Here is a 25,483-nt window from a genome sequence, read left to right as displayed (position 1 = left end):
ATCATGATGAACTCAATTCCTCCAAAACAAGATTTTTTTGCTGACTTTTCGTCCTTAACGGATTTGAAAACTAAGGCGAAAAAAGACCCTGATTCCGCCTTGAAAGAAGTGGCTCAGCAGTTTGAGTCGATTTTCATTAATATGCTGCTAAAGAACATGCGCAGTACTAATGAAGCTATTGGTGATGGCTTGTTTTCCAGTACGCAAACCAAGCAATATCAAGAAATGATGGACTCACAGATGGCGCAGAGTATGGCTAAATCTGGGGGGATTGGATTGTCCGATGCCTTGATACGCCAATATCAAACTCAACAGCAAAACCGGGTGAGCCTGCCCTCGTCCTCTAATGGTGGTACAGAGGATACAAATTTCCTAAATCAAGTGGCCAAACAAGATATGTTGCGTATTCAAGCGTTGGCTAAACGTGCTTCATCCGATTTTATTCAATCTATTCAAGAGCAAGATGAGACGCCTCCGCTATCAATAGCGAAAGCTCCGTCGGCGCTTTCTGTGGTGTTTGAGTCACCGCAAGAGTTTGTTGAAACCTTGTGGCCTCATGCTCAAAAAGCTGGCGACGAATTGGGTGTTAATCCAAAAGCGATTCTGGCGCAAGCGGCCCTTGAAACGGGTTGGGGCAAGTATCCAATAGCAAAAGAAGATGGTACGGCAAGTTTTAACTTATTTGGTATAAAAGCGGACACACGTTGGTCTGGTGATCGCGCTGTGGTCAATACGTTAGAGTTTCGAAATGGTGTAGCACAGCGTGAGAAAGCGGCTTTTCGAGCTTATGACTCTTTTGCGCAAAGCTTTGATGACTATGCGGATTTTCTGAGTTCAAGTGAGCGGTATAAAGATGCCCTTGGCGCTGGGGAGGATACGTCAAAGTTTGCCGCATCTCTGCAAGCTGGGGGGTATGCAACCGATCCTAAGTACGCAGATAAGATAGATAACATATTGTCCAGTCAGTGGTTTGAGCGACTTTAGAAAAATATTCTCGCTGAAAAAACACTATTGGTAAAGTTCTTGCATTCTCTAGTTCTTAGAGGCGATTTTTTGCGTCTTTAAGCGAATTTAAACTAAGGCTAGAGGTGTGGGCTATGAGCTCAAATTTATATTCGGTTGGTTTGACTGGACTCTTGTCCAGTAATGCACGTATTAATACTACGGGGCAAAATACAACCAATGTGGATACAGAAGGTTACAGCCGTCAAAGAACCGACACGGTAAGCTCCCCTGTGGGCGGTGTTGTGATTCGTGATACATCTCGTCTTGTGGATAATTTTGTTAGTCAACAGGTGCGTACCGATACTGCTAAGCATTCCTACTATGACGCTTATCTTTCCATGATTTCAACTTCAGATAATTTATTGGCTGAAGACAGCATTTCTCTAAACACCTATCTTAATAATTCGTTTGACGCCTTGCAGGCAGTAAACAATGACCCTACTTCTTCTTCTCTACGAGGGTTAGCTTATTCGAGTCTTGAAAATTTGGTACAGCAATATCAAGTATTATCAGGAATTGTTAGTGACCAAGAGGGGCTGATTGATGAGCAGTTAGCTTCATCACTTGATGACTTAAATGCCATAACGTCAGAAATATCGAATTTAAATAAGGCGATTTTAAAAAATGAAACTTTTTCTATTTCGCCAGCTAATGAATTGCGTGATCAGCAGGAATTATTAGCAAAAAAATTATCTAAGTATCTAGACGTTAGTATCCAGTTTAATAAAGATGGGTTAATGACAGTTCAGTTAGCGAACGGACAACCCTTAGTAATGGATAAAACTACAACGGAGCTAATGATTCGTCCTAATGCTCTTGACCCTAAAAAAGTAGACTTGAGTGTTAGCTTTGGTGATTATGAAGTCGGTTTAAAAACTGAAAATTTAGGGGGGAGTCTTGGTGGTTTAATTGACTATCGCACAGAATTTAGTGTGTATGCTGACAGAACATTAGGTCAACATGCCATATCATTAGCTGATGCAATGAATACTCAAAATAAAAAGGGCATTGATGCCAATGGTGAGTTTGGCCAGAATCTATTTACTTTAGGTAAAGTCCAGGTCTATTCATCATTAGAGAACCTCCATAAAGCAGAAAATATCTCAGTAAAAGTTGCTGATGGTCAATCTAGTAAAGTGTCTAAGAATACGTTTGAGTTGACTCGTACTGATAGTGATCATTTTGTCATTAAGACAATAGACCTTAATGGAAAATATGTTGATCAACCTGTTACATTTAATCCAGACAACTTGGTAAAAGACAGTCATGGCTATTTTAATATCGCTGAGCTTGGTCTTGATTTGAGTTTAGCGGATATTGAGGAGATTGATGGGGATGATGTGTTTCGCTTTACGCCAACAGAAGGTGCCGCTACTAGTCTATCCATGTTTGCGAAAAATGGTGAGGCGTTAGCCCTAGGTGCTCCTCTAGTAGTAAATACAAGCTCAGATAATTTATCCGATTCGCGTATATCATTAACATCTGTTACGAATACAAATTCAGGCACTTCGGCCTTTTCATCTGATGGAAGCCTTTATCCAAGTGCACCACATCAAATTTACTTTACATCACCGAGTTCCTACGTTGTAAGAGATGCATCTGGAGTTGAGATTGCTTCGGTTAGTAATGTAACTCAGTATACGAAGTTACTTGAACAAGCGGGTTTAGCAGAAGAGGCTGGTTTTGAGGTATCGGTTTCTTCAAAGCCCAAGCGCGGAGATGAGTTTACTATTACGACAGAGAACTTGGGAGTCTCTGATAATTTTAATGGCCTTGCACTTGCTGACTTACAAACTAAAGGTTTAGTAGCAGGTAAAGCGACTCTAATGAAGGCATTTTCAGGTTTTATATCTTATGTTGGTAGTAAAACAGCTGAAGTGGAAGGTCATGCCGATGCTTCCAAAATAGTGATGGATGAAAGCGTTGCACGTCGTGATAGGCTGTCTGCAGTCAGTTTAGATGAAGAGGCGGTGAACTTATTAAAGTACCAACAATCTTATTCAGCATCTGCGCAAGTAGTCACTGCGGCTCGAACGACGTTTGAGACCTTGCTTGGGATTATGAGGTAATGTTATGCGAGTGACGAATAATTTAATCTATGGCCAAGCAAGTAAGTCGATAACTCAAGCAAATGATAAAATTCTTGATGTACAAGGAAAAATTGCCGCTCAGACAAACATAATAAAGCCAAGTGACGACCCTGTTGGAGCAAGTCAAATTCTATTGTATGAAGGTAAGAACCGTACATTAGAACAATATGATGAAGCCATTAAGATGGCGACGGGAAACTTGGAATACCAAGAAGTCGCATTAGATGGCATGAATGCTTATTTGGATTCAGCTCGCACCTTATTCATTCAAGCCCAAAATGACATCAATACTCAGGAAGATATAAACGCCATTGTGCATGAAATATCTTTGATTACTGAGTCTATGGCAGATCTTATGAATTCTAGAAGTGCCGATGGCAGTTATATTTTTGCTGGTACTGATTCTCTTAGTCCTGCTTTTATGCTTGGTAGTGATGGTCATTATCACTGGTCAGGAAATGAAGGGCAAAAGTATGCTCAAATATCAGAAGACTTAAAAATACCAGTAACAAACTCTGGGAAATCCTTATTTCAAGATATTTGGACCAACCGAACTTTTACCTCAAAGTTGATGTCAGGCAATGTGTTGTTAACCGATAAGGTTCAGGATCAAGCCGATTTTGATAGTTTTATGGCAAAAAACTATGATCCAGAGTCGCCTGAATTGAATAAGTATCATCTTGTTACTTCTTATCCAGAGATGGATGATACAAATCCAGCATTAGATTACCGTGATGAGAATGTTTCCGAGGATGATTATCAATTTTATACAGGGAAAGAAGCGCAATATGCTATTACCAATAGTCAAGGGGAAATTATAGATTCAGGTAGTTATTCTATTGGGAAGCCGATTGTATTTGCAGGCATGTCTTTTATATTAGAGGGCGCGCCAGAAGCGAATGTTGATATCACGTTAAACAAACCTAAAAAAGATAATGTTTTAAATCAAATTAAGGATTCACTTGCCGTATTAACGGATGTAAATTCTACCAAGGAAGATCGGGAAGAAGCTTTTTTTAGTGCGACATACAGTATCAATAGTGCCCAGCAGAGAATTGGTGATAGCCGTTCAGAAATTGGTGCAAGACTTAATATTATCAGTGATAGAGAGGACTTTAGTTCCGCTAATCATCTGAATAATGCTGTAGCGCAAAGTCGTGAAGGTGAGCTGAATATGGGCGATGCCGCCACACAGCTTTCAATGAGAGAAGCCGCTTTGGATGCATCACAAAAAGTATTTTCCCGTGTTAGTAATCTATCTTTGTTTAATAAAATGTAATCATGTGGAGTTCAAACTGAGCAATGTCAGCGTTTAAAATAGAGTCTTGTTTTGGGGCTGATATTAATGTTGGTTACTTTGATGTTGAGGAAATTCTCGGCATCATGAAAATCAAGTCGCAAGTGCTTGGTAGTAAACGCATAAAAAGCCTTATAGGCATGCATGGCAAAAAAGATCGTATCGTCGGCATTGCAATGCGCCAAGTGGCTTTTGATGTACTTCGTGTGCCGCTCGATGAATCCTTTCTGCCTTATGATCCTTATTTTAATGATGGCACTTTGCTAAACAGTCGTCGTGAACGCCTTTATGATGCGCAAGAGCGCTTTTTAACTTTATGCATGTCTTTGGCTGCAGGGCGTTCTGTGCGTAGTTTGAAAAAGCTGAATCCAAGCTTAAGTACTAAAGAGCTTAGAGCAAAGCATGCCCGCGGGCAGAGTCTGTTTCGCTATTTTCGCCAAGAATTGAATGAGAATACTCGTGAACAGGTGTTGTCTCATAAAGCGCGTATGAACAACAATATGAAAGGTGCTGATGGCGAGACGAAATTGACCAAAGAGAGGGCGGCAGAGCAAAAAGCTCGTGCCGCTTTAATGAGGAAAGCGCCAAAAGACATTCGTTTTATACCGACTCAATTTGATGACGAAGTGGTTACAGGGTTGAAAATCTTCCGTGATGGCCACGAGTTGCTTGCACAACAGGTAGAATATTTTAAACGTGGCCAGCAACTGGATGTTGAGGCGTTAAAGAAGCTATGTCGACGTTTAATTGATTCCCATACTCGTAATAATTTCGCGGTCATGGCACTACGCCATGTTAAAGATACTGATATGTATTTAGAGCAACATGCTATAGGTATGGCGGTACTAGGCATTCATTTTGCTAAAGCATTGGGACTTAATAATGCTTATGTAGAAGCGATTTCATTAGGGGCTTTACTGTTTGACCTTGGGCGTTTTCGATTACCGGCTGCAATGATATCAAAGACGACGAAAATGACTGATGGTGAGTTTGACTTGTTCCGCAAGCACATCCAGTTTGGTGAACAAATTCTACAAAAATGTGAAGGTGTTCCCAAAGCCGTTTATCAAATGCTGTATGATCATCACGAGAAAGTGGACGGCTCGGGCTATCCCGCAGGGAAACAGGACCAAGAAATTTCTGTTTACGGCAAAATCGCAGCCATCATTGATGCTTATGATGCAATTACTTCAGAGCAAGCTCATAAACCTTCTATGGGGCCGATCAATGCCTGCGAGAAACTTGAGCGTGAAGCTGGATTGGCATTTGATAAAGAGTTAATAAAGGTCTTTCTGAAAAGTATTGGCCGGGTGCCGGTGGGTTCTTGTGTGTCTTTATCAAATGGTCGGATCGGTTTTGTTCTTACTCTGAATAAGGCGTTTCAGCCTAACCTAGTGCGTCAGGTGTACAGTGTTACCAGCAAAGCCTTCATTGAAGAAACTGATATTGAGCTGAATAAATCTGCTAATTTGAAATCTGATTTGATGATTGAAGAAGGAGTGAATCCACAACAATACGGTTTGCAATTCATCAATCATATCTCATAAATACCAAAACCTTTTCTGATCTTTCTAAGGAACATGCAATCAAGTCGAGCTGCGTGTCTTAACATTCTGAAAAGCCCAATGGCAGTCAGTAATATGGCTGTTTTATCACTTTTCTGTCGCCAAATAAGATAATTGAACTTTGTTTAGTGGTTTTTAAGCGGATTCCCCCCTTGCGGCTCGGGTCATCAGGTTAACTCGAAACACGTTTGCAAGAGCAAACAGCATGGCGAGCTTACGGTCATTTTTAGCCAACCCACGATAAATAGCTTTTCTAAAACCAAACTGACACTTGATGATTCTAAAGGGATGTTCGACTTTTGCTCGAATACTGGCTTTGATCTAGTCCGTTCGGATGGGCTGTTTATTTTTCCTAGGGTGTTTTTTTAAGATTCTTATTTGCTTGCCAATCGTTTCAAAACAAATAGCGGCAATCAACCAGTCTGCTTTGACTTCTTTTTACGCTTCTTTCTTTTGAGCGCCACGATAGACAGAATCGGCCGAGACAAAACACTCTTCGCCATGAAGAAGGTTCGCTTTTTCCGTGATGTCATGAACGTTGGCCGCCGTTGTACTCACGCTGTGAGTTAATCCCGTTCTTGCGTTAATACCAAAATGGGCTTTTAAACCAAAGAACCACTGCTTACCTTTTTGAGTTTGGTGCATCTCAGGTTCTCTTCCTTTGGTTTTATTCTTGGCAGAGCTGGTCGCTTCTATTTATAGTCACGTCTACGATATGGTGTCTTCTTTGAGGTAAATGTCTGCATCAGACAGCCATCTATTCACCTCTTTAAAAAGCTGGCGCGAAAGTGTGTGTTTCTCTAATAAGTGTCTGAAATTCATGATAGTGGTGTGATCAGGAATTGGTTTTTATCTAACGACAAGTCAGCAAACAAGCGCATGGAAGAGATCTCCTTCAAGGCATCCTCCATCGCTGGATCACTCATGTTATACCAATGTTGCGTGCAGTGAATGCGGAACATGGTTGATAGCTGATAAGGTCTTCTGCCATTCCCTGGTTTAGGATAAAACGGCTCAATAACCGCTTCTAGTTGATCCCAAGGCATCAACTCATTCATGTGAGAAAGGGAAATTTCCTTACCTGTTTTACGGTGTTTGTTGTTGAACTCGCAGTCGGCAAAGGTGAGTTGGTGTGACATGCTTGAGGCTTGAGGCTTGAGGCTTGAGGCTTGAGGCTTGAACGCTTAAAACGCGATTGTCTTATGAGAGGAAATTATTCGCATCTTCCCTAACATTACCTTTGATTTTGATATCAGCGAGTATGGTGGCTTAGTCTGTAGGAATTGTTCTATTAATTTCAGTCTTTCTTCTTTCTTCTTTCTATTGAGCGATTATCGTAGCTATCTTGCTAAATTCTTCCTGTATCTCTTCATTACCTGAACTTTTTAGTGATAAGGTTTTTTCAAAAAAATATTAGTATCAAATAATACTGAATTAAAAAATAACCATCATATTATTTTGGTTTTTTATAATTGTTTTTAAATTTCCTGGCTTTTAGATAATGGCTTTTATTAAGGTTGTTGACTTATTAGTGATGAGTTAATTGATTTGGCTTCTTGAGCTCGGCAAAGTGCAGAAAAACTTTAACAAAAAAAACAAAAAAAATAACATTTTTTTCGTTTAATAAATGATCTATTTTAGTTTTTTTTGACGTTGCTATATAGTAGGCGTTTTGTTATAACATGTTGTTTTCATTGTGTTTTATTTGGTTGGTGTTGTTTTTTAGAAAAAAGATATAAAAAAATTTAAAGTTCTTTTTATCCTGTTCGATAAACCAAGTATCGCCTAAAAGAGCAACCTTATAAAACCAATAAGCTCTAATGGTAAAAAACGAAAAAAATATTAAAGATATAAGTCGAGATGACGATAAATTTAATAAGAGACAAAAGAAGCCTTGATAATTAAATAAAATAAAAGGCCGGTCTCTTTAATTAAAAAATTAGGAGAGATTAAAATGGCTTTATATGTAAATACGAATGTGTCCTCGCTGAATGCTCAGCGACAATTAACAAGTAGTGGTAAGGCATTAGACACTGCTTTTCAAAGGTTATCTTCCGGTCTGCGTATTAACAGTGCGGGCGATGATGCGGCAGGTTTGCAAATTTCCAATCGATTGACTTCCCAGATTAATGGTTTGAATCAATCTATTCGAAACGCAAACGATGGTATCTCTTTAGCTCAAACGGCAGAGGGAGCGCTTCAAGAAACAACAAACATGCTTCAGCGCATGAGAACCTTATCTATTCAATCTGCAAATGGTTCAAACGCTGATGAAGACCGTATAGCACTGCAACAAGAAATGGGCCAACTGGCACATGAAATTAACCGAATTGCTGATATTACCACTTTTGGTGGGCGAAGCCTTCTAGATGGAAGCTATCAAGGTATTTTCCAGGTGGGGGCTGATGCCAATCAGACGATCAGTTTCTCGATGGAATATGGTGGTGTTAATAACTCGATTAACCTTGTAGGTAACGGTGGATTTACCGTTTCAGGCCTAACCTCTGGTGTTCCTTATGAGGAGCCGGAAAAAGAGCCTGTTCAAGTGATTCCAACTGAGCAAGGTGGTTTTGTGAATCAATATGGTGATGCAATAAACGAGCAAGGCCATTTGATTAATGAAAACGGCGAGCTGATTAATGAAGAAGGGAAGCTAGTTAATGAGAACGATGACTTAATCGACGAGCAGGGTCGTCTGATTAATGAACATGGTGTTCTGATTGATGAGACTGGTACTCCGATTAATGAAGATGGTACGCCAAGAGAAGATGTCGTTAATGAAGACGGTACTATTCTGAATGCTGACGGTACCACAACATTAAACGATGGAAGCATTTCCTTCCCGGATGGACGTGTTGTACAACCGGATGGATCTATCACGCATCCAGATGGAACGATTAATCATCCAGATGGCTCTGTTACGCAGCCTGATGGAACGGTAATTGAGGCAGAGAAGAAGTATGGTACGCCTTTAATTACAGCAGACTCTGTATCGATTACCGATGTGAAAAACTCACAGAGTATGATCGCTATGTTGGATGTGATGATTCAAGCAGTTGACTCAAAGCGAGCGGAATTAGGTGCTGTACAGAATCGCTTTAGCTCAACAGTTAACAACTTGTCTAGTATTTCAGAGAACGTATCTGCTGCACGATCTCGAGTCAGAGACGCTGATTATGCTGCAGAAACGGCAGCACTAACAAGCTCACAAATTATTCAACAAGCGAGTTCTACGATCCTAGCGCAAGCGAATCAAAGACCGCAGGCAGCATTAGCATTGTTGGGTAATTAATTTTTCGGTGAGGACTCTCTACTTTAGATTGTAAATTGAGGTGTGAGCCCTTCTCGGATTGTAGGCAACTTCTCTCTCCTAGAGGTGCCTTTTAGCCGGGAGATATTCTCCCGGCTTTTTTTATGCCAAAAATTTGTGATTTTGTGTGTTGATGGGAATGGCGTATTTAATGGAGTTGCAAAGTGAAATTGTTGTAGTGGGAATCTATTAGGCTAATGCCATAGTTAGCTTGTTGGCTGAGTTTAGGAATTTAGGACTCAGTGATATTAGGTCAATTATGAGATTAGCTTAGAAGAACAAAAATGCTTGAGAGAGGGTTCTTGTAGGTCATTGTTTTGTAGAAAAAGTGTTGCTAAGGAAGTTGTGGCTAGGCTAAAGGGGATGAGTCTCGCTTGAATTGTATCGAGGCTTATCAGTGCCTGAATAAGAGACTGCTTCATTATTAAAGGCTTACTACTAGATTGCTTGATAGGAACGTCATTCGTAAATAGATGGCGGCAAGAAAATTACTTGAGGCTTGCAGTCAAAGAAAAGGAGGTCATTTTGTATCTTAGTAAATGCGCTTCATTTTGAAGGGCGGATGAGAGGATACATAGTGACATGTTTGGAGCGAAGAATAGATTGTTGAGGCTCACTTTACTAAGTTATTTGACTTGTTTAGAGGTTGCTATTTGAGCACATGAAATGAGTCGTAAGGTGAGAAATGTGGCTATCTATCGCTTCTTTGCTGGAGCTTGGTCAATAGATTAAAGATAAATTAGCGGGAAGCTTGAGTGCGAAGTTGATGATGTTCACTGGTGGCTTTGATTAAGCGTTTTTTGTTACGAGTAGTGAATTCTTAAATGAGAGCTCTTTGGCCAGATCAAGATCGTAATCATTCGATTATGAGTGAAAGCATCGAACTCAGTTTTGACCGAGGTTAAAAAGTGAATGCTTTTGGCTTTGGGGGGCTGGGATAGTGAGAGAAGAAATAGATGGATATTTGGAGGGCCTGGATATCTGTTAACAGTGTTTGGGTGGGAATCTCACGTTTATTGTCAGACCTTATTTTCATGAGAGTGATTCTATCTGTGTTGTTATTAGTTTGGTATTACAGAGGGAGCAAGCTCAAGGTAAAAAGTAGATTAGCAAATGACTCCTTTAAATAAAGAATGTTTGAGGTTTAACGGCATTTAGCTTGTCTAAATGATTGCTGTTTGTATTGTGGGATTAATGAATTCGAGTGATATCGAAGGTGGATTTATAGAGAAATTTTAACGAAATGCACGCTCGGAAAGAGCGAAAAATACCTATATCGCAGTGCGCAAAGAGATTGTGTCAGATGACCTGATCTTATGGGGCGGCGAGTCCGAATTTGAAGGCATGAGAAATCTGTCTCAATGGTCTTGATGCTTGCTAATAGTAGCTGCCTTGGGGAGCAAAATAATGGTGTCTTTGATCGCTAGATTTTTGTTTTCTATAAGGTTTTATCTTAATCGCGTCTCAATGTATGTGGGCGTTGATCCGGATAAAGATGCTTTTGCGTAGCGTAAGCAAGTGCTGATGTTATTTGGCAGGGTAGCTTTGTGCCTAAATGCCAAGGGCATGATCATCAAGTGTCGGCTTAGTCGGCAGCATCAGTATATCTGAGTGATAGCAGGCTGCAAGTTGCTTTTTATTTTTGGGTTGTTGCCGGGTTGAGCCTATGAAGGAGCGTTGCTTTTTTTGTTGGTTTGGGTCATGCCTAACTCATAAAACTGCCGCTTACTTTGGTGAAGCTTAGTCTTGTTCGAACAAATTTGGTGAGCTGTCTAAAGGATCCTGTTGATTGTTTTAGTGATTAAGGATGTGGGCAAGGACTTACTGAAATGATGTTTTTCGAATAAGCGGAGAAGCGATATTGCAAGCTTAGTTTTGAGTGATTGCACATAGATAGATTACTAGTCGATTGGTTGATTAATGCAATGCGTATTCTGTGTTCATTGTGAATTAAGTTGTAACCGAGCTGGCTAACTGAATGGCACAAAACTGAGATTTTTAGAGAAAGTGATTTGTTCGCAGCTTCTCTGTAATGGTGTTACTTGCTACTTGATCGTTTTTCGCTGACTTGTGTCAACTCAGTCATCGTGCTGTCAGGTTGAGAGGGGATGTCCCTTATTGGAATTAGTGCGATTAGTGAGATTTTTTATGATAGCTAGGCTGTGAGGTTCGGACTCTAGCTCGTATTTTGGCGGACTAGTTAAGGTCGCTTGGCTAAGTGCTATCGAGTAAATGAATTTGTGTTGCGATAGTCGGTTGTTTTTGCGCCACCTGAGACGGTTTTGATCGCAGTGGTGTTGGCTAAAGCGCGCAAATCGCAATGGCAAGGCATTGCCCCTTCTGAAGGGGTAAAAGGTCGCCGCTTAAAGGGGTGTTTTTTGCCTAAGGTGGTGCTTTTTTGTTGTGCTTAAAAGAATAGGAAGTGTGTGAAAAGGCGTTTCTTTTGGCTGTGCTTTTTATATGTGCACGAATGTGCGCTTTTTTTGGTTTTTTTATCGCTTTATAGCGTTAAAAAGGCATTTTTAGAAAAAAAATCAAATAATTTAATTGTTTTTGTTTTTCTTGTTAAAACAATTAGTTAAGGCATTTTTTTGCCGCTTTGAGGGAGGTTTTTTTCCGCTTTGAGGAAAAAAGATTCCCAAACTGACTAAAGGTTTTCAAAACCTTGTCGAAAACTTTATACGATCTGCTTTTGGCAGCTTTTAAAAAACTAGGAGGCTATAATGGCTCTTTACGTAAATACAAATACTTCGTCAATCAATGCTCAGCGTCAGTTGATGAATTCAAGTAAATCTTTGGATACGTCTTTCCAGCGCTTGTCTTCTGGTTTACGTATTAACAGTGCGGCAGATGATGCGGCAGGCCTTCAGGTTTCTAACCGTTTGACTTCTCAGGTTAATGGTTTGAATCAGGCGGTTCGTAACGCGAATGATGGTATTTCTGTTGCACAAACTGCGGAAGGTGCATTAGACGAAACTACTAATATGTTGCAACGTATGCGTACTTTGTCTATTCAGTCTGCAAACGGTTCTAACTCTGATGATGACCGTAAAGCGCTTCAGCAGGAAGTGACTCAGTTGTCTACTGAGATTGATCGTATCGCTTCGGATACTACCTTTGGTGGACGAGCATTACTTGATGGAAGCTATAATGGTGTTTATCAAGTTGGTGCGGATGCTAATCAAACAATCAGCTTTGACCTAAGTCAAGGTGAAAATCAGGATTATGCCGGTAATGGCGGTTTTACTATGGCTGGTTTGTCCTCTAACGCTGAAGAGGAAGCACAGTACCAAGCAGAAGTGGACAGTTATGATGCCCGAGTAGCTGACTATGAAGCTTCGAAAGCTGCAGCCGAAGCAAATGGTGAGGAGTTTGACGGTACTCCACCAGCAATGCCTGAGCCACCGGCAAGCCGATCAAGCAGCTTTGGTGATACAGAAGAGGGGTTTGGTACTCCGTCTGTAACCTCAATGCAGAATGCTCAAAGTATGATTGATATTTTAGATAATATGATTGCTGCTGTGGGTTCTAAGCGTGCGGAATTGGGTGCGATTCAAAACCGATTGGGTTCCAGTATTAGTAACTTGAGTAATATTTCTGAAAATGTATCGGCTGCACGTTCTCGTGTACGTGATGCTGATTTTGCAGAAGAAACTGCTCAACTTACAAGTTCACAGATTCTACAGCAAGCAAGTTCATCTATCTTGGCTCAAGCGAATCAACGTCCACAAACAGCGTTGTCTCTATTGGGTTAATATAGCGATACAAAAAGCTGGAACCTCGTTCCAGCTTTTGTTTCTTTTAGAGGGCTACTTATATGTCAATTAATTCTAGTGATTTTTCTAAGCAGTCTGTAGGGGTTGTTGCGACTAGACAAGATCAACGTATGGGCGAGCAATTTAGATCGCAGCAGGACGCAGGTGCTAAAACCGTTCAAAATTTGTCCGATAGTAATAAAGCCAATAATCAAAATAAACAAGGATTTACTGGAACTACAAAGATAGATAGAGAGGCCGTTGAGAGTGCGAATCGCAAAATGTCTCAATTAAATGTTCAACTATCATTTGAAATGACCGAAGATCGTAGTAAAAATATTGTTAAGGTATTGGATCAAGCAACCGGTGATGTAGTTCGACAAATGCCGACGGAAGAGTTTCTAAAGATGTCGGAACGAATTGATGCTATTATGAATCAATTAAGTGATGTTAAAGGGACATTGGTTAATAGTGAAGTTTGATTTGTTTTGAGAATAAGCAGTTTTTGCTGGGAGATTTAGTATGGCAATTGGCTCATTGGGTGCAGGTTCAGGAATGGATCTAGAAAGCCTCGTAAGTGATATGGTGAGCGCCAGACGAGATACAAAAGTAAAATTATACCAAGACAAATTAGCAGGCTATGAAGCTGAGCTCTCTGCTCTAGGGACAGTGAGCTCTGCTATCGACAATTTTAAAAATTATGTTAAAGATCTGAATAAAGAAGAGCTTTTTTCAGGTCGTAACGCCGTTATTGAAGGTGATGATGGGACAACATTCTCTGTCACACCTGACAAAACAGCATCGACAGATCAATACTCAATTCAAGTAAATCAGCTAGCCAAAGGTAGCCGATTAATTTCTGATATTTCCTCTTTTTCATCTAGAGATGAAGTCGTCACCTCTTCTGGTGGTAAGTTAAGCCTATCAATTGGTGAAAAAAGCTTTGAGATAGAGGTTAAGCCGGATACAACGTTATCTGGACTTCGGGAGCAAATTAATGCCGAAGGGAAAGATCATGGTGTCTCAGCTAACCTTGTAAATGATGGTGAAGGTCATACTTTTTTTACCATTACCTCAACAACCACTGGGGAAGGCAATACACTGCATATTGACAGTAGTAACCTAACACTTGACAGTGCAGCTCTTGGCGGCTTTTTTCCAGGCATGAGTGTTTCTGAGGGTGGAGAAGCCCAGGATGCATTCATTACGGTAGATGGTATTACTGTTCGTAGTGATTCTAATAATTTTGATGATGCTATTGCTGGTTTATCAATAGAGGCATTAGACGTATCAAATGGTCCTGCAAAAGTTGCCGTAACTTACAATCAGGAGCAGGTTAAAGAGACCATGCAGGGATTTGTTGGCGCCTATAATGATTTAATTACGGTATTCAAACAAAGTACTGCGAGAGGAGCCGTATTAAATGGTAATAGCATGATACGGAATTTAAGCAGTTCGTTGGCTGGTGAGCTAATGTCTACTCATGCGAGTGATGACAGCCCATTTACCTCAATTTTTGATGTCGGTGTTGATTTGCAAGACAACGGGATGCTTGCCTTTGATGAAGACAAGTTTAATCGTGCTGTAGAATCTGATTTTGACAGTGTTGCTACACTGTTTGTCGGGTCAAATGGTTTAGCTAAGTCTCTGGATGTTTTATTAGATAACTATGTTGGCCCTAGAGGAATGAATAATACCCTAAAGGATTCCGTAAACAAGTCGATAAATGATACAGAAGAGTCACTTTCTGACTATGAAGAACGTATGGAAAAGTATGAAGCATCTTTACGAAGCAAGTTTACTAGTCTCGATACACAACTAGCAAACATGAATGCTCAAGGTGACTATCTTAACTCTATGCTGACTAAACTTTAAAACTGCGATTTGTTGGTTTTGTAGATATTATTGAGGTTGTTATATGTACGGGAAAAAAGGGATTCAGGCCTACAAAAAGGACTCATTAAAATCCGATTTGGCCTCGGCAGACCCTCATAGGGTGATACAGCTTTTGATGCAGGGCGTGTTGGACCGATTAGCGTTAGGAAAAGGCTATATTGAGCGTTCAGATTGGGAAGGGAAAGCGGCAGCGCTTACTCGTTCAATTGAAATAATAAATGCGCTAAGAGATGGTTTGGATCGTGATGCTAACCCTGAACTTGTCGATAATTTAGATAGTTTATACGATTATATGATCGTACGTATTAACGAAGCGAGTGTTTCAAAAGACTGTGCTGTTATTGATCAAGTTATTGCCTTGATGTTACAAATTAAGGGGGCTTGGGATTTGATAACAGAGGCGGATAAACAACAGGCTTATCATACAGCAAATAATGAGTCTGCTGGTGCGGTGAATGCATGATATAGGAAGGTTATCCAAATTAGTGGATGACCTGCAACAAGCTGTTTTATCAAAAGATATAGAAGAAATTTTGCACTTGTGCTCGGAGTATAATGATTTTATTTATTCTCTTGTTCCTGAAAAAAAACACGCCTTATTTAGTGAAAAAGTAAAAGCTCTCATTGTTATACATCAATCAGCTGTTCAGCTGGTAAAAGAGAGCCACCTCGAAATGCAAGATCAGTTGTACCAGTCCATCAAAGTTCGAAAAAGTATAAGCAAATATAAAGGCATAAAGCATGCAGAATGATAAGCAGGCTACGAAAATTGAGCATGCAGAAAATTTTCTAGAAAGCTTTAGAGCAGGTGTTGCTCGGTTAAAAGAAAAAGATCATGAACTGACAGACCGTTATATTAAAAATATGACGATGTTTTCTGAAGTCATGCCTCACATCTACGAAGAGTTAAAAGATTACGTACCTAAAAAACGTTATGTCTACATGGAAGAAGCGGGAGACATGAACGTATACAGAGAAGACATTGGGGCTTCTCTTTTCTCTACTTCACCTAGATCCCAAGCAACAGAAAAAGTTGATTACGCGTTAGCGTATCCCGTAAAGACATTGCTTAATCTCGAGCGTTCAGTCGGTAATCAGAGTCGTCATGTATTCTATAGCAATAAAATTTTAGATGAGATTGAGCGTCAGAATAAAGGAATGCAGAAGCAAGAAGGGTGGCCTGATTTTGTTGGAGCGACCATTGTTTTTGGTATAGAGCTTGGATATCAACTTGAGCTGTTGTTAGAGCAGAGAGAAATCAAGCATTTATATTTATATGAGAGTGACTTAGATTTTTTCCACTATTCATTGTATGCAATTGATTGGGAAAATATTCTTGAGTATTTCAATCAAGATGGTCGCACTGTCCACTTCTTTCTAGGGATTCAACCGGAAGAATTTACGGACACTTATCTCTTGCAATTACAGGAAAATGGTTACTTTTTAGCTCCTGAAACATACCTGTTCATGGGTTATAAAAGTCCAGAAAATAATAAGGCCTTTGAGTACTTTAAGAAGCACTACTCTCGTCAAGTAATGGGGTGGGGGTTCTTTGATGACGCCTTGATTGGTATTGCTCAAGGACTTCGTTCATTGCCTAAGACTAAGTTAGCGCATTTTCAGGGGCGAGATGCTATACCAAAGTCAGTAACGAATATTCCAGTTTTTATTCTCGGAAATGGCCCTTCGTTAGATCAGAGCATCGAATTGATCCAAGCCGTTCGCAACCAAGTTCTATTGATTTCGTGCGGCTCAACCTTAAATACGCTTCATAAATTAGGGATAACCCCTGATCTTCATGTTGATATTGAACGCATGAAACAAACCGTCGATAAATTTCTATTTTTAGATAAAGAATATTTAAAAGGTATATGGGGGCTAACAGTCGATGTTATGCACCCTGAATTTTTTGATTATTTTGATCGTACTGGGATGGGGTTGAAACCGGGGGAAGCTGTTACGTCATTAATCCTGAGTCAGGCAAGGGATCATGGCGATCAAAAAAATTATGTACAGTTAAATTTTTGCAACCCTATTGTGGCAAATCTGGCTTTGTCATATGTGCATTTATTTGGTTTTAACAACGTTTACTTTATCGGGGTTGATAATGGGTTTAAAGATAAATCCAGCCACCATTCAGTACACAGTGGTTATTATAAAGATGGTAAAGAGACCGGTTTTCAGACATTTCAGGAAGCTAAGTTGGTAGAACGTGAGGGGAACTTTGGTGGCACGGTTTACGCTACTGGAATAATGGATACCTCTCGAGTTCAGCTAGAATCATTAATTCGTTTACTAAAAAAACGTCGAAATTTTGAGAGCTATAATTTATCAGATGTCGCAAAAATAGAAGGTGTGACGCCTTTGAGAGTGGATGATGTTCTGATAACAAACCCTGAAATTGATAAAGCCAAGGTGATTGCTCTTCTGGAAGACGTGTTTTTTACAGAGCCACCAGAGTGTTTGCTAAATGAAACGGCAGAGTCGCTCATTTCAGTTGAAGATTTCAGTAAGATGAGTCATGAATTACAACAAGGGTGGGACGAAAATTTTACCACTCGTGAGCAAGTCTGCGATTTACTGTGGTCTCAACATCGTCATATTTTCTTTTTAAAAGGCAGTGTGCACCGACACATTCATGATCTTTTATTAGGATCTTTTACCTATTCTGCATTCTTGATAGTGCAATTCTTATTTGCATACAAAGATGAGCAGGAAACCGTAAAACGTGCTCGTCATCTATTTGAGCCTTGGTGTGAATTTTTGCAAGAAATGCCAAACATGCTTCAACAAGCATCCGAATACGTCGATCAGGGTAATGATCACCTTATTACTTACTACAATGGCTAATTATGTTTGAATCTTCGCCTTTTATTATTGCTGAATTGTCTGGTAACCATGATCAGGATTTTGAATTAGCAAAAGCCATGATTCACGCCGCGGCAGAAGCTGGGGTGGATGCCATTAAGTTGCAGACCTATACCGCTGATACCATGACGTTGGATGTGCGTGAAGGTGAATTTATGGTGTCGGAAAGCGATAGCCTTTGGAAAGGCAATAATTTATACGATTTATATGCCAAAGCCTCGACCCCTTGGGAGTGGCATCAGCCTTTGTTTGAGTTGGCTGAGTCATTGGGGTTGGTGGCGTTTAGTTCGCCGTTCGATTTGACCGCGGTGGCATTTTTAGAAACCCTCAATGTGCCTTTGTACAAAATTGCCTCCTTTGAGATGACGGACATTCCATTGATTGAAGCGGTCGCTAAAACCGGCAAACCCATCATTATGTCGACGGGGATGGCGACCAAAGAAGAGATCGATGACGCCGTGGCGACCATTCGAGCCATTGGCGATAACCCTTTAACCTTGCTCAAATGTACCAGTACTTACCCGGCAAAAATTGCGGACTCAAATCTGCTGACCATGGCGGATTTAGCTGCGCATACTGGCTGTCCTGTTGGCTTGTCAGATCACACTAAAGGATTAGGTGTGGCGGTGGCCGCGACCGCGTTGGGGGCAAATGTGATCGAAAAGCATTTCGTCTTAGACCGGCAGGCGGGTGGTGTGGATGCTGAGTTCTCAATGGAACCGGCGGAAATGAAAGCCATGGTTGAGGCTTGCCGTGATGCCCATGCCTCATTGGGCAAAGTAATCTATGGTGGTTCTGATGCAGAACAGGCGGCGAAGAAATACCGTCGTTCCATTTACCTCACAAAAGATTTGCCCGCAGGTACTGAACTGACAGAAAATCACTTGCAAATTATTCGCCCAGCTTTTGGTTTGGCGCCAAAGCACTGGCCAAAAGTGTTGGGTAAAACGCTTTCAGTCGATGTCAAAAAGGGCCAGCCATTGGCGTGGGACTTATTGGCATGATGGTCTTGGTTCGTGCTGATGCTTCTGTGGAAATTGGCATGGGGCATAGAGTGCGATGCCAGGCTTTGATGTCCGCATTTGAAAAACAAGGTTGGCAATGTCAATTTGTGGTTCAACGGCAATGTAAAGCCTTTGCGAATGAAGCCGACTTGATTATTGATCACGAGTCGGCTTTTTTTTCTATGGCAAAGCAGGTGGACTTAGTCATTCTTGATCATTACGCTTATCAGGCACAAGACATCGCCGAACTCTATCAGCACCAGCCCAATTTGTTGGTGTTGGATGATATGAATGACAGAGGAACCTTTCCGGCCAAATGGCTTTTGAACCCACTGCAAGAAGACTATTCAAAGCAAATCCAACGGCCTTTAATCGGCAGCCAATATACTTTGTTGAGAGATGAATTTATTCATGCCGTAAAAAGCCCTTCCGCAGACAAACTGCTCATTACCATGGGGGGAACTGATCCATTAGGTTTGACGTTACCGATTGTGGAGCATTTGATGGCGGCGGGCTTTGCTGCACAAAATATCGTGGTGTTAATGGGGGCGAATGCGAAACAAGCCAAGCAAGTGAGGCAATTGTGCCTACAACATGGAATCAGCTTTCATCAAGGTTTGAGGGAAGTCAGTGTGGTAATGAAGGACGCTAAATTGGCTATCTCGGCGGCGGGCAGTACCTTATACGAATTAGCTTGTCTTGGTGTACCGGCTATTTTTGCGCAAATAGCGGATAATCAAACTCGCTCATTAGAGCAGCATTTGCCTTTAAACTGGTGTCGATCCATTCGATTTGATCACCTTTCTAAAGACCAATTGAGTACACAGATTAGTCAGCTTGTGGTGATGGCCTTAGAGGCTTGGGAGAATTCAGATTGGCTTGAAAAGGCTAGTCTGACCGCTCAACATTTGGTGGATGGTAAGGGCGCTGAGCGTGTTGTGGCTGAGGTCATGCGGCACGACTAACTTTGGTGTTTTTGCAATGCCATCAATTGTGTGAGACGAAGCCAATCTTCTTCTGTGTCTAGATCCTGAATCCGGTGTCTTGGTAATAATAATGGCTTAGAGCTGGGGCCGAAAATATCACGGTTAAACCAGTCATCTGGGCGAGCCCAATAAAACTGCCCAGCATCATGAATTGCTTCAACCAAATCCTGTGAACGTTTGCCAATGTGTTCTGGAAACATTGGGGCTAATTCACCCGTTTCGGTCGTATGTAATGCCCGTAGAATGGGAAAGTCGAACGTGGTAGCGGAAAAGCAAAAGCCTTTTTGAGGGAGGGATTCCAAACCCGCGAGTAAATCTTTTTCGGTTAGCAAAGGGCAGGTTGCGTAAATTAAGCAGGCGACGTCTGGCATTTTGCCTTCAGCACTTAAAAAGTTCAGAGCATGTTGCATCACAGGTGTGGTACCAGTGGTGTGATCAGCCAGCTCTGGAGGGCGTTCAAATGGGGTTTCTGCGCCGAAATACCGAGCAATTTCTGCAATGTCATTATCATCGGTTGACACAATGATTCGATCAAACAGTTTGGATTTGAGTGCCGCTTCAATGGAATAGGCAATGAGCGGCTTGCCATTGAGTAAGCGAATATTTTTGCGGCTGATTCGTTGAGAGCCACCGCGAGCTGGGATGATCGCCACACGATAGGATGTATTGTCTAACATTAGTTGATCACTCCATGGTCTTGTAATGCTTGTGTTAGTGCTTTGATTACTGTGTCTTGCTGCGCCTGAGTTAAATCATAAAACAAGGGCAAGCTTAAGGTTCTTTGATAGTAGCTTTCTGCTATGGGGAAATCGCCCCATGCAAAACCGAGCGCCTGATAATAAGGCTGTGTATGCACTGGAATGTAATGAACCTGAGTGCCAATACCGGCCAACCGTAAGGCATCAAATACCGCCTTCCTTGAGTTATGATGTGCTTTAGGAAGCAGTATTGGGTATAAGTGCAGCGCTGAATGGGTGTCAATATCTTGTTGAGGAAGCGTGATAGGTAAGTGTTTCAACTTGTCTGAATAATATTCAAATTGAGCATGACGTTGCGCAATAAAGTCGTCTAACTTGGTTAACTGAGACAGACCTAATGCCGCTTGTAACTCGGTCATGCGGTAGTTGAAGCCTAGGCTGTGTTGTTCGTAATACCAATCGCCAGGGTGTTGGCTTAATACTTCTGGGTCTTTTGTCGTGCCTTGCTGTGCATGCGTTCGCATGTGATTGGCGTATTCAGAAGAATTCGTGGTGGCCATGCCACCTTCACCCGATGTGATGATTTTGACAGGGTGGAAGCTGAACACACAAATGTCACTGTAGCGACAGTCGCCAATTGGTTTACCTTGGTATTGTCCGCCAATGGCATGAGACGCGTCTTCAATAATCTGAAAACCGTACTCTAAGCTAAGTTGATGGATGGCCTTCATATCACAGGATTGGCCAGCAAAATGCACCGGGATGACCACTTTAGGCAAACGATTGTCGAGCTTAGCTTGGGTTAATTTTTTGGCCAATGCATTAGGACAAAGATTGTATGTCACTGGGTCTATGTCGACAAAATCCACCTTGGCAGAACAATAACGGGCACAATTGGCTGAAGCAATAAAAGTATTGGGAGACGTCCATACCCAATCACCTTGTTGGACACCTAATGCTAGACAGGCCAAATGTAAGGCGGAAGTAGCACTGTTTGCCGCAACAGCGTGTCGAGCATGTACCTTAGTTGCCAGTGCTTGCTCGAACGCGGTCACCTTGGGGCCTTGAGTAAGGTGAGAAGATGTCAGTACTTCTGTCACGGCATCGATATCGGCCTGATCTATGGTCTGACGACCATAAGGAATAAACTCAGTGGCCATCATCAAACGCCAAAATCTCTTCCACACTTAGAAAGTGAGGGTTACTACCAGATTGATACTCGTACCCAGGTGTGACTAAACGGCCATTTTCACCCAGTGCATTCAGACCAAAATTCATATCTTCCTGATGGAACTTGATGCTGGGGGCAATGACATAATGATCATCGAATTCGAATGTGTGGAAAGAATCGTCAGCAGGGCACATGACTTCATGAAGTTTTTCGCCAGGGCGAATGCCGACTTCTTTGGTTGGCAGGTCTGGGGCGTAAGCGGTTGCTAGGTCCATGATTTGCACGGATGGAATTTTCGGGATGAAGATTTCCCCCCCCTGCATACGCTGGAAGTTTTTCAACACAAAGTTGACGCCCATGGGTAAAGTGATCCAAAAGCGTGTCATTTCTGGGTGTGTGATCGGAATGGCGTCAGCACCATCGGCGACCAGTTTTTGGAAGAAAGGCACAACCGAACCGCGTGAACCGACGACATTGCCATAACGAACGACGGAAAAGCGAGTTCGTCCTTGTCCCACCATGTTGTTGGCGGCAACAAATAGTTTATCTGAAGCCAATTTGGTCGCACCGTACAGATTAATAGGCGCTGCGGCTTTATCGGTGGATAAGGCAATGACTTTCTCGACATCGTTGGCGATGGCTGCTGCGATGACATTTTCGGCACCATGAATGTTGGTTTTAATGCATTCCATAGGGTTGTATTCGGCCGCTGGAACTTGTTTTAGGGCTGCCGCATGAATCACAAAATCCACGTCTCGCATGGCTTGTGTCATACGGTCTTTATCACGTACATCACCGATGAAATAACGCATACAAGGTGCATCAAAATCCTGTTGCATTTCATACTGTTTTAGCTCGTCGCGGGAATAAATAACCAGTCGCTTGGGTTGGTAATTGGCTAAAAGAGTTTTGACATACTGGCGGCCAAAAGAGCCTGTGCCACCAGTAATAAGAATACTTTTGTTATTAAACATGAATGAATACCAAACCAAGTAAATAAATGAATCGTCGACCTAAAAGTACAAAACGCAGTCATAAAGACTGTCCTTCTGTATCGGCTAGTGTGATGGAAACATTAATTAAATCAAGCGTCTGTTTATGACTTATGGGCTTCACGTGCCGTGCAGCCGATAACATGATCATTGACCATGCCGGTTGCCTGCATAAAGGCGTAGCAGGTCGTCGCACCTAAGAATTTGAATCCTCGTTTTTTTAAGTCTTTTGAAAGCAGCGTAGAAAGTTCCGTTAGGGCAGGAACGTCTTTGGCTGAGAGGGGATGATTATCAATAACTTTATGGCCTGAAAAAGCCCAAAAATAATCACTAAAAGAACCAAATTCGTCGACTATCTTTAAAAAGGCGTTTGCATTGTTGATGGTCGCTTCAATCTTTGCTCGATGACGAACAATGCTCTCATCCTGTAACAAGCGAACCACGTCTTGCTCCGTCATGTTAGCGACTTTATGCGGATCAAAATCATGAAAAGCAGCACGATAACCGTCTCTTTTTCGCAAAATGGTAATCCAGCTTAGACCTGCTTGAGCGCTTTCGAGTACAATACATTCAAATAAGCTGTGGTCATCATAGATCGGGATTCCCCATTCAGTGTCATGATAATGAATGTACTCAGGAGATCCTAAACACCAGCTACAACGTAGGTTATCCATTGACGTGCTCCTTCATAGGAATAATTGATCTGTAGCAAAACACCATAATACAAATAGCCAAGCATTAGTAGAATCGGATGGGACAATCGAGTATGAAGTTTACGCCAAGTTATCGTCGCGAAGATGTTGAAGTATTGCAGGACGAATGCGTTTATAAAGGCTTCTTTGAAATGCGCAAATTGACGTTAAGACACAGGAAGTTTAATGGTGATTGGAGCCAACCAATGACCAGGGAAATGATGGTTCGGAACGATGCGGTTTGCGTTTTGTTGTTTGATCCAAAAGTCGATAAGGTCTTGTTAATAGAGCAATTTCGTCCAGCAGTCTTAAGAAATTCCTCTCCTTGGTTGCTGGAGCTCGTGGCCGGTATGGTAGAAGAAGGCGAGCAGGATGAAGACGTTGCGCGCCGTGAAGCGATGGAAGAAGCTGGTGTTGAAGTAAAACGCCTTGAATACATGTTTAAGTTTGTGCCGTCACCAGGCGGGCTGGTGGAGTATCTGCGTATGTACGCAGGGGAGTTTGATGCCAGTTTGGTTGATGTAACACGAACACATGGTTTAGACGATGAAAATGAAGACATTAAATTGCATCTTATGACGGCACAGGAAGCCATTGATTTGCTGCGCCAAGACATAGAAAACGCCAGTACCATAATGGGGTTGCAATGGTTTGCCTTGAATAAATCAGAGCTTGTTAAAAAGTGGCAAACGGTGTGAGTAAGGCAATGATAAAAGACAACTTAAAGGATTTAAGAAAGAGACCAATGTTGGAGCCTGTGGTTGGCTTAGTGTCATTCTTATTCATGTGCATGAATGTGTGTTTCTGGTCTTTAATGGCTCACTTGTTCGCGCCACTGTTATTGGGCAGTGCGAAGCATAAAGCCCTAGCGGAAGACTATTTTGATCGCTTATTTAATGGTTGGGTGAGTGCGAATGAATGGTGGTTCCAAACTGTGCTGGATATACACTGGGATTTGGATGACAGTATGCCCAGCGACTTCAGTCGTTGGAATTTAATGGTGTCCAATCATAGGTCTTGGGTCGATGTATTTATTATCTTGGCGCAAATTAAAGGTCGACGGCCTTTACCGAGAGTCTTCATGAAGCAAGCCTTATTCTGGATGCCATTTGTCGGCACGGCGACTTATATTATGGGCTTTCCCTATATGAAACGTTACAGTAAAGAGACCTTGGCGAAGAAGCCTCATCTTGTCGGCAAAGATTTGGAAACGACACGACGTTCTTGTGAGCGACTTTTAAATCGCCCTAATTCAATTCTAACCTTTGTGGAAGGGACGCGTTTTACTCAACGAAAGCATCAAGCTCAAGGTTGTGAATATAGCAATTTACTCAAGCCTAAAGCGGGTGGTGTGGCGTTTATCTTGCAAACTATGCCACATAAAATCACCAGTATTACGGACATCAATGTCTTGTATGATCAGGCCAACATTTCCGGTTGGGATGTATTGTGTGGGCGTTTGAGTAAAGCAAAAGTGATGACGCGCGAAGTCGCTTTACCAGATCGATTTTTAGCACCGGAGTTTCGCCCAACTGATAACGACAGAGAGGTGTTTTTTGACTGGTTTAACCTATACTGGCACGACAAAGATGTCAGAATGGGTTATCAATTAGAGGCTTTGACAACGAAAGACGCCTGTACGGATAAATCGATTTCTGAAGGAAATACTTAACTTGAATGATTGACGTGATGAAAAAAGCAAACAAGCAATATGTCCCAGATCTGGTTAGCTTACAGCTGCTCGGCGAATTAAATTATCGTCGGATCGGTCGGATTATGCGTGGCCAAGAGGACGCTGTGGAATGGCATTTTTCAATCCATTCGAATGGCGATCAGGAAAGCCGTTTGCGACTCACTCTTGGTCAGGAAAGTAAATTCACTTCAGAGATGGCGTTAGAGTTTGGTCCACAAACCGAAAAAAAATTGTTGTTTGAAACCTCATTGTCTATGACGATTCGTTTGTATCATGATGTGGGCATTGCTGAAATAACCGATGGTCATCGCCAGTACAGTGGGGTTTACCCTTATCCAAATGATGCCATGTTGCATCGGGATGAAAAATTTCGTCTGAATCAGCAGTTGGCAGACTTGCTAGAGCTTTGCCTGAAACAGGGACACAGGTTAAACAATCCTTTACCTTTTCAATTTGCCTAA

The 25,483-nt window shown here is 41.7% G+C and carries 20 protein-coding genes and 2 pseudogenes; 17 read left to right on the top strand and 5 right to left on the bottom strand.

Features of this window, described 5'->3' with window-relative positions:
• Positions 1-3 precede the first annotated feature (3 nt).
• The 4 genes from flgJ to MAR181_RS14200 all read left to right on the top strand — a co-directional run bounded on the left by flgJ (position 4) and on the right by MAR181_RS14200 (position 5,939).
• Positions 4-984, top strand: a complete 981-nt coding sequence (gene flgJ, locus MAR181_RS14215) for a flagellar assembly peptidoglycan hydrolase FlgJ (protein WP_013797295.1) — start codon at positions 4-6, stop codon at positions 982-984.
• A 113-nt stretch (positions 985-1,097) separates the two neighbouring features.
• Entirely contained in the window at positions 1,098-3,074 is a 1,977-nt protein-coding gene (gene flgK, locus MAR181_RS14210) for a flagellar hook-associated protein FlgK (protein WP_013797294.1), read from the top strand.
• Positions 3,075-3,078: 4 nt separating this feature from the next.
• Positions 3,079-4,374 (top strand): flagellar hook-associated protein FlgL, encoded by a 1,296-nt coding sequence (gene flgL, locus MAR181_RS14205; protein WP_013797293.1) that lies wholly within the window; start codon positions 3,079-3,081, stop codon positions 4,372-4,374.
• Between the two features lie 23 nt (positions 4,375-4,397).
• Positions 4,398-5,939, top strand: a complete 1,542-nt coding sequence (locus MAR181_RS14200; RefSeq protein ID WP_013797292.1) for an HD-GYP domain-containing protein — start codon at positions 4,398-4,400, stop codon at positions 5,937-5,939.
• 153 nt (positions 5,940-6,092) lie between these two features.
• On the opposite strand, the pseudogene MAR181_RS14195 reads toward MAR181_RS14200, so the two are convergent.
• A pseudogene (locus MAR181_RS14195) lies at positions 6,093-7,096 on the bottom strand (IS5 family transposase).
• Between the two features lie 815 nt (positions 7,097-7,911).
• Between MAR181_RS14195 and MAR181_RS18560 the strand changes: the two are divergent.
• From MAR181_RS18560 to pseG, 10 genes and pseudogenes are all read left to right on the top strand, one after another.
• Positions 7,912-8,392: pseudogene (locus MAR181_RS18560) on the top strand (flagellin N-terminal helical domain-containing protein); the annotation flags it as partial.
• A complete protein-coding gene (locus MAR181_RS18715; RefSeq protein WP_216086381.1) occupies positions 8,389-9,249 on the top strand; it encodes a flagellin in 861 nt (286 codons plus the stop codon). The pseudogene MAR181_RS18560 and the gene MAR181_RS18715, both read left to right, overlap by 4 nt.
• A gap of 2,741 nt (positions 9,250-11,990) precedes the next feature.
• Positions 11,991-13,022: a flagellin N-terminal helical domain-containing protein gene (locus MAR181_RS14185; protein WP_013797290.1), complete on the top strand. Its 1,032-nt coding sequence runs from the start codon at positions 11,991-11,993 to the stop codon at positions 13,020-13,022.
• A 62-nt stretch (positions 13,023-13,084) separates the two neighbouring features.
• Positions 13,085-13,504 (top strand): flagellar protein FlaG, encoded by a 420-nt coding sequence (locus MAR181_RS14180; RefSeq protein ID WP_013797289.1) that lies wholly within the window; start codon positions 13,085-13,087, stop codon positions 13,502-13,504.
• A 40-nt stretch (positions 13,505-13,544) separates the two neighbouring features.
• Positions 13,545-14,897, top strand: coding sequence for a flagellar filament capping protein FliD (gene fliD / locus MAR181_RS14175; RefSeq protein ID WP_013797288.1), 1,353 nt, complete (start codon positions 13,545-13,547; stop codon positions 14,895-14,897).
• A gap of 43 nt (positions 14,898-14,940) precedes the next feature.
• Entirely contained in the window at positions 14,941-15,381 is a 441-nt protein-coding gene (fliS, locus tag MAR181_RS14170) for a flagellar export chaperone FliS (protein WP_013797287.1), read from the top strand.
• Positions 15,374-15,670 (top strand): hypothetical protein, encoded by a 297-nt coding sequence (locus tag MAR181_RS14165; RefSeq protein WP_013797286.1) that lies wholly within the window; start codon positions 15,374-15,376, stop codon positions 15,668-15,670. Before fliS ends, MAR181_RS14165 begins: the two co-directional genes overlap by 8 nt.
• Entirely contained in the window at positions 15,660-17,768 is a 2,109-nt protein-coding gene (locus tag MAR181_RS14160) for a motility associated factor glycosyltransferase family protein (protein WP_013797285.1), read from the top strand. The genes MAR181_RS14165 and MAR181_RS14160 overlap by 11 nt, the downstream gene beginning before the upstream one ends.
• A 2-nt stretch (positions 17,769-17,770) precedes the next feature.
• Positions 17,771-18,790, top strand: coding sequence for a pseudaminic acid synthase (pseI, locus tag MAR181_RS14155; RefSeq protein WP_013797284.1), 1,020 nt, complete (start codon positions 17,771-17,773; stop codon positions 18,788-18,790).
• Positions 18,787-19,755 carry a UDP-2,4-diacetamido-2,4,6-trideoxy-beta-L-altropyranose hydrolase gene (pseG, locus tag MAR181_RS14150; protein ID WP_013797283.1) on the top strand — a complete coding sequence of 323 codons (969 nt, stop codon included), beginning with the start codon at positions 18,787-18,789 and terminating at the stop codon, positions 19,753-19,755. The genes pseI and pseG overlap by 4 nt, the downstream gene beginning before the upstream one ends.
• On the opposite strand, the gene pseF is transcribed toward pseG, so the two are convergent.
• From pseF to MAR181_RS14130, 4 genes are all read right to left on the bottom strand, one after another.
• Positions 19,752-20,453, bottom strand: coding sequence for a pseudaminic acid cytidylyltransferase (pseF, locus tag MAR181_RS14145; RefSeq protein WP_013797282.1), 702 nt, complete (start codon positions 20,451-20,453; stop codon positions 19,752-19,754). The genes pseG and pseF overlap by 4 nt on opposite strands.
• Entirely contained in the window at positions 20,453-21,637 is a 1,185-nt protein-coding gene (gene pseC / locus MAR181_RS14140; RefSeq protein WP_013797281.1) for a UDP-4-amino-4,6-dideoxy-N-acetyl-beta-L-altrosamine transaminase, read from the bottom strand. Before pseC ends, pseF begins: the two co-directional genes overlap by 1 nt.
• Complete coding sequence (gene pseB / locus MAR181_RS14135; RefSeq protein WP_013797280.1) at positions 21,624-22,619, bottom strand: UDP-N-acetylglucosamine 4,6-dehydratase (inverting); 996 nt, start codon at positions 22,617-22,619, stop codon at positions 21,624-21,626. Before pseB ends, pseC begins: the two co-directional genes overlap by 14 nt.
• Positions 22,620-22,741: 122 nt before the next feature.
• Positions 22,742-23,311, bottom strand: a complete 570-nt coding sequence (locus MAR181_RS14130) for a DNA-3-methyladenine glycosylase I (protein WP_013797279.1) — start codon at positions 23,309-23,311, stop codon at positions 22,742-22,744.
• A 92-nt stretch (positions 23,312-23,403) separates the two neighbouring features.
• Between MAR181_RS14130 and MAR181_RS14125 the strand changes: the two genes are divergently transcribed.
• Genes MAR181_RS14125 through MAR181_RS14115 form a run of 3 tightly spaced genes read left to right on the top strand, consistent with a single transcriptional unit; the run spans position 23,404 to position 25,483 of the window.
• Positions 23,404-24,027: an NUDIX domain-containing protein gene (locus MAR181_RS14125; protein ID WP_013797278.1), complete on the top strand. Its 624-nt coding sequence runs from the start codon at positions 23,404-23,406 to the stop codon at positions 24,025-24,027.
• A 47-nt stretch (positions 24,028-24,074) separates the two neighbouring features.
• Positions 24,075-25,001, top strand: coding sequence for an acetyltransferase (locus tag MAR181_RS14120; RefSeq protein ID WP_245546166.1), 927 nt, complete (start codon positions 24,075-24,077; stop codon positions 24,999-25,001).
• Positions 25,002-25,018: 17 nt separating this feature from the next.
• Positions 25,019-25,483 (top strand): DUF1249 domain-containing protein, encoded by a 465-nt coding sequence (locus MAR181_RS14115; RefSeq protein ID WP_245546165.1) that lies wholly within the window; start codon positions 25,019-25,021, stop codon positions 25,481-25,483.

The sequence above is a fragment of the Marinomonas posidonica IVIA-Po-181 genome (assembly GCF_000214215.1).
GTDB lineage: Bacteria > Pseudomonadota > Gammaproteobacteria > Pseudomonadales > Marinomonadaceae > Marinomonas > Marinomonas posidonica.
Note: the sequence above shows the minus strand (reverse complement) of the source record. Positions and strands in the feature narration are given on the sequence as shown.

Coding starts and splice junctions, on each gene's coding strand:
- pseG (WP_013797283.1), top strand. CDS start 18,787: ATGATGGTCTTGGTTCGTGCTGATGCTTCTGTGGAAATTGGCATGGGG.
- MAR181_RS14115 (WP_245546165.1), top strand. CDS start 25,019: ATGAAAAAAGCAAACAAGCAATATGTCCCAGATCTGGTTAGCTTACAG.
- pseC (WP_013797281.1), bottom strand. CDS start 21,637: ATGATGGCCACTGAGTTTATTCCTTATGGTCGTCAGACCATAGATCAG.
- fliS (WP_013797287.1), top strand. CDS start 14,941: ATGTACGGGAAAAAAGGGATTCAGGCCTACAAAAAGGACTCATTAAAA.
- flgJ (WP_013797295.1), top strand. CDS start 4: ATGATGAACTCAATTCCTCCAAAACAAGATTTTTTTGCTGACTTTTCG.
- MAR181_RS14180 (WP_013797289.1), top strand. CDS start 13,085: ATGTCAATTAATTCTAGTGATTTTTCTAAGCAGTCTGTAGGGGTTGTT.
- pseI (WP_013797284.1), top strand. CDS start 17,771: ATGTTTGAATCTTCGCCTTTTATTATTGCTGAATTGTCTGGTAACCAT.
- MAR181_RS14165 (WP_013797286.1), top strand. CDS start 15,374: ATGCATGATATAGGAAGGTTATCCAAATTAGTGGATGACCTGCAACAA.
- MAR181_RS14185 (WP_013797290.1), top strand. CDS start 11,991: ATGGCTCTTTACGTAAATACAAATACTTCGTCAATCAATGCTCAGCGT.
- MAR181_RS18715 (WP_216086381.1), top strand. CDS start 8,389: ATGGAATATGGTGGTGTTAATAACTCGATTAACCTTGTAGGTAACGGT.
- pseB (WP_013797280.1), bottom strand. CDS start 22,619: ATGTTTAATAACAAAAGTATTCTTATTACTGGTGGCACAGGCTCTTTT.
- MAR181_RS14130 (WP_013797279.1), bottom strand. CDS start 23,311: ATGGATAACCTACGTTGTAGCTGGTGTTTAGGATCTCCTGAGTACATT.
- MAR181_RS14120 (WP_245546166.1), top strand. CDS start 24,075: ATGTTGGAGCCTGTGGTTGGCTTAGTGTCATTCTTATTCATGTGCATG.
- flgL (WP_013797293.1), top strand. CDS start 3,079: ATGCGAGTGACGAATAATTTAATCTATGGCCAAGCAAGTAAGTCGATA.
- MAR181_RS14160 (WP_013797285.1), top strand. CDS start 15,660: ATGCAGAATGATAAGCAGGCTACGAAAATTGAGCATGCAGAAAATTTT.
- fliD (WP_013797288.1), top strand. CDS start 13,545: ATGGCAATTGGCTCATTGGGTGCAGGTTCAGGAATGGATCTAGAAAGC.
- flgK (WP_013797294.1), top strand. CDS start 1,098: ATGAGCTCAAATTTATATTCGGTTGGTTTGACTGGACTCTTGTCCAGT.
- MAR181_RS14200 (WP_013797292.1), top strand. CDS start 4,398: ATGTCAGCGTTTAAAATAGAGTCTTGTTTTGGGGCTGATATTAATGTT.
- pseF (WP_013797282.1), bottom strand. CDS start 20,453: ATGTTAGACAATACATCCTATCGTGTGGCGATCATCCCAGCTCGCGGT.
- MAR181_RS14125 (WP_013797278.1), top strand. CDS start 23,404: ATGAAGTTTACGCCAAGTTATCGTCGCGAAGATGTTGAAGTATTGCAG.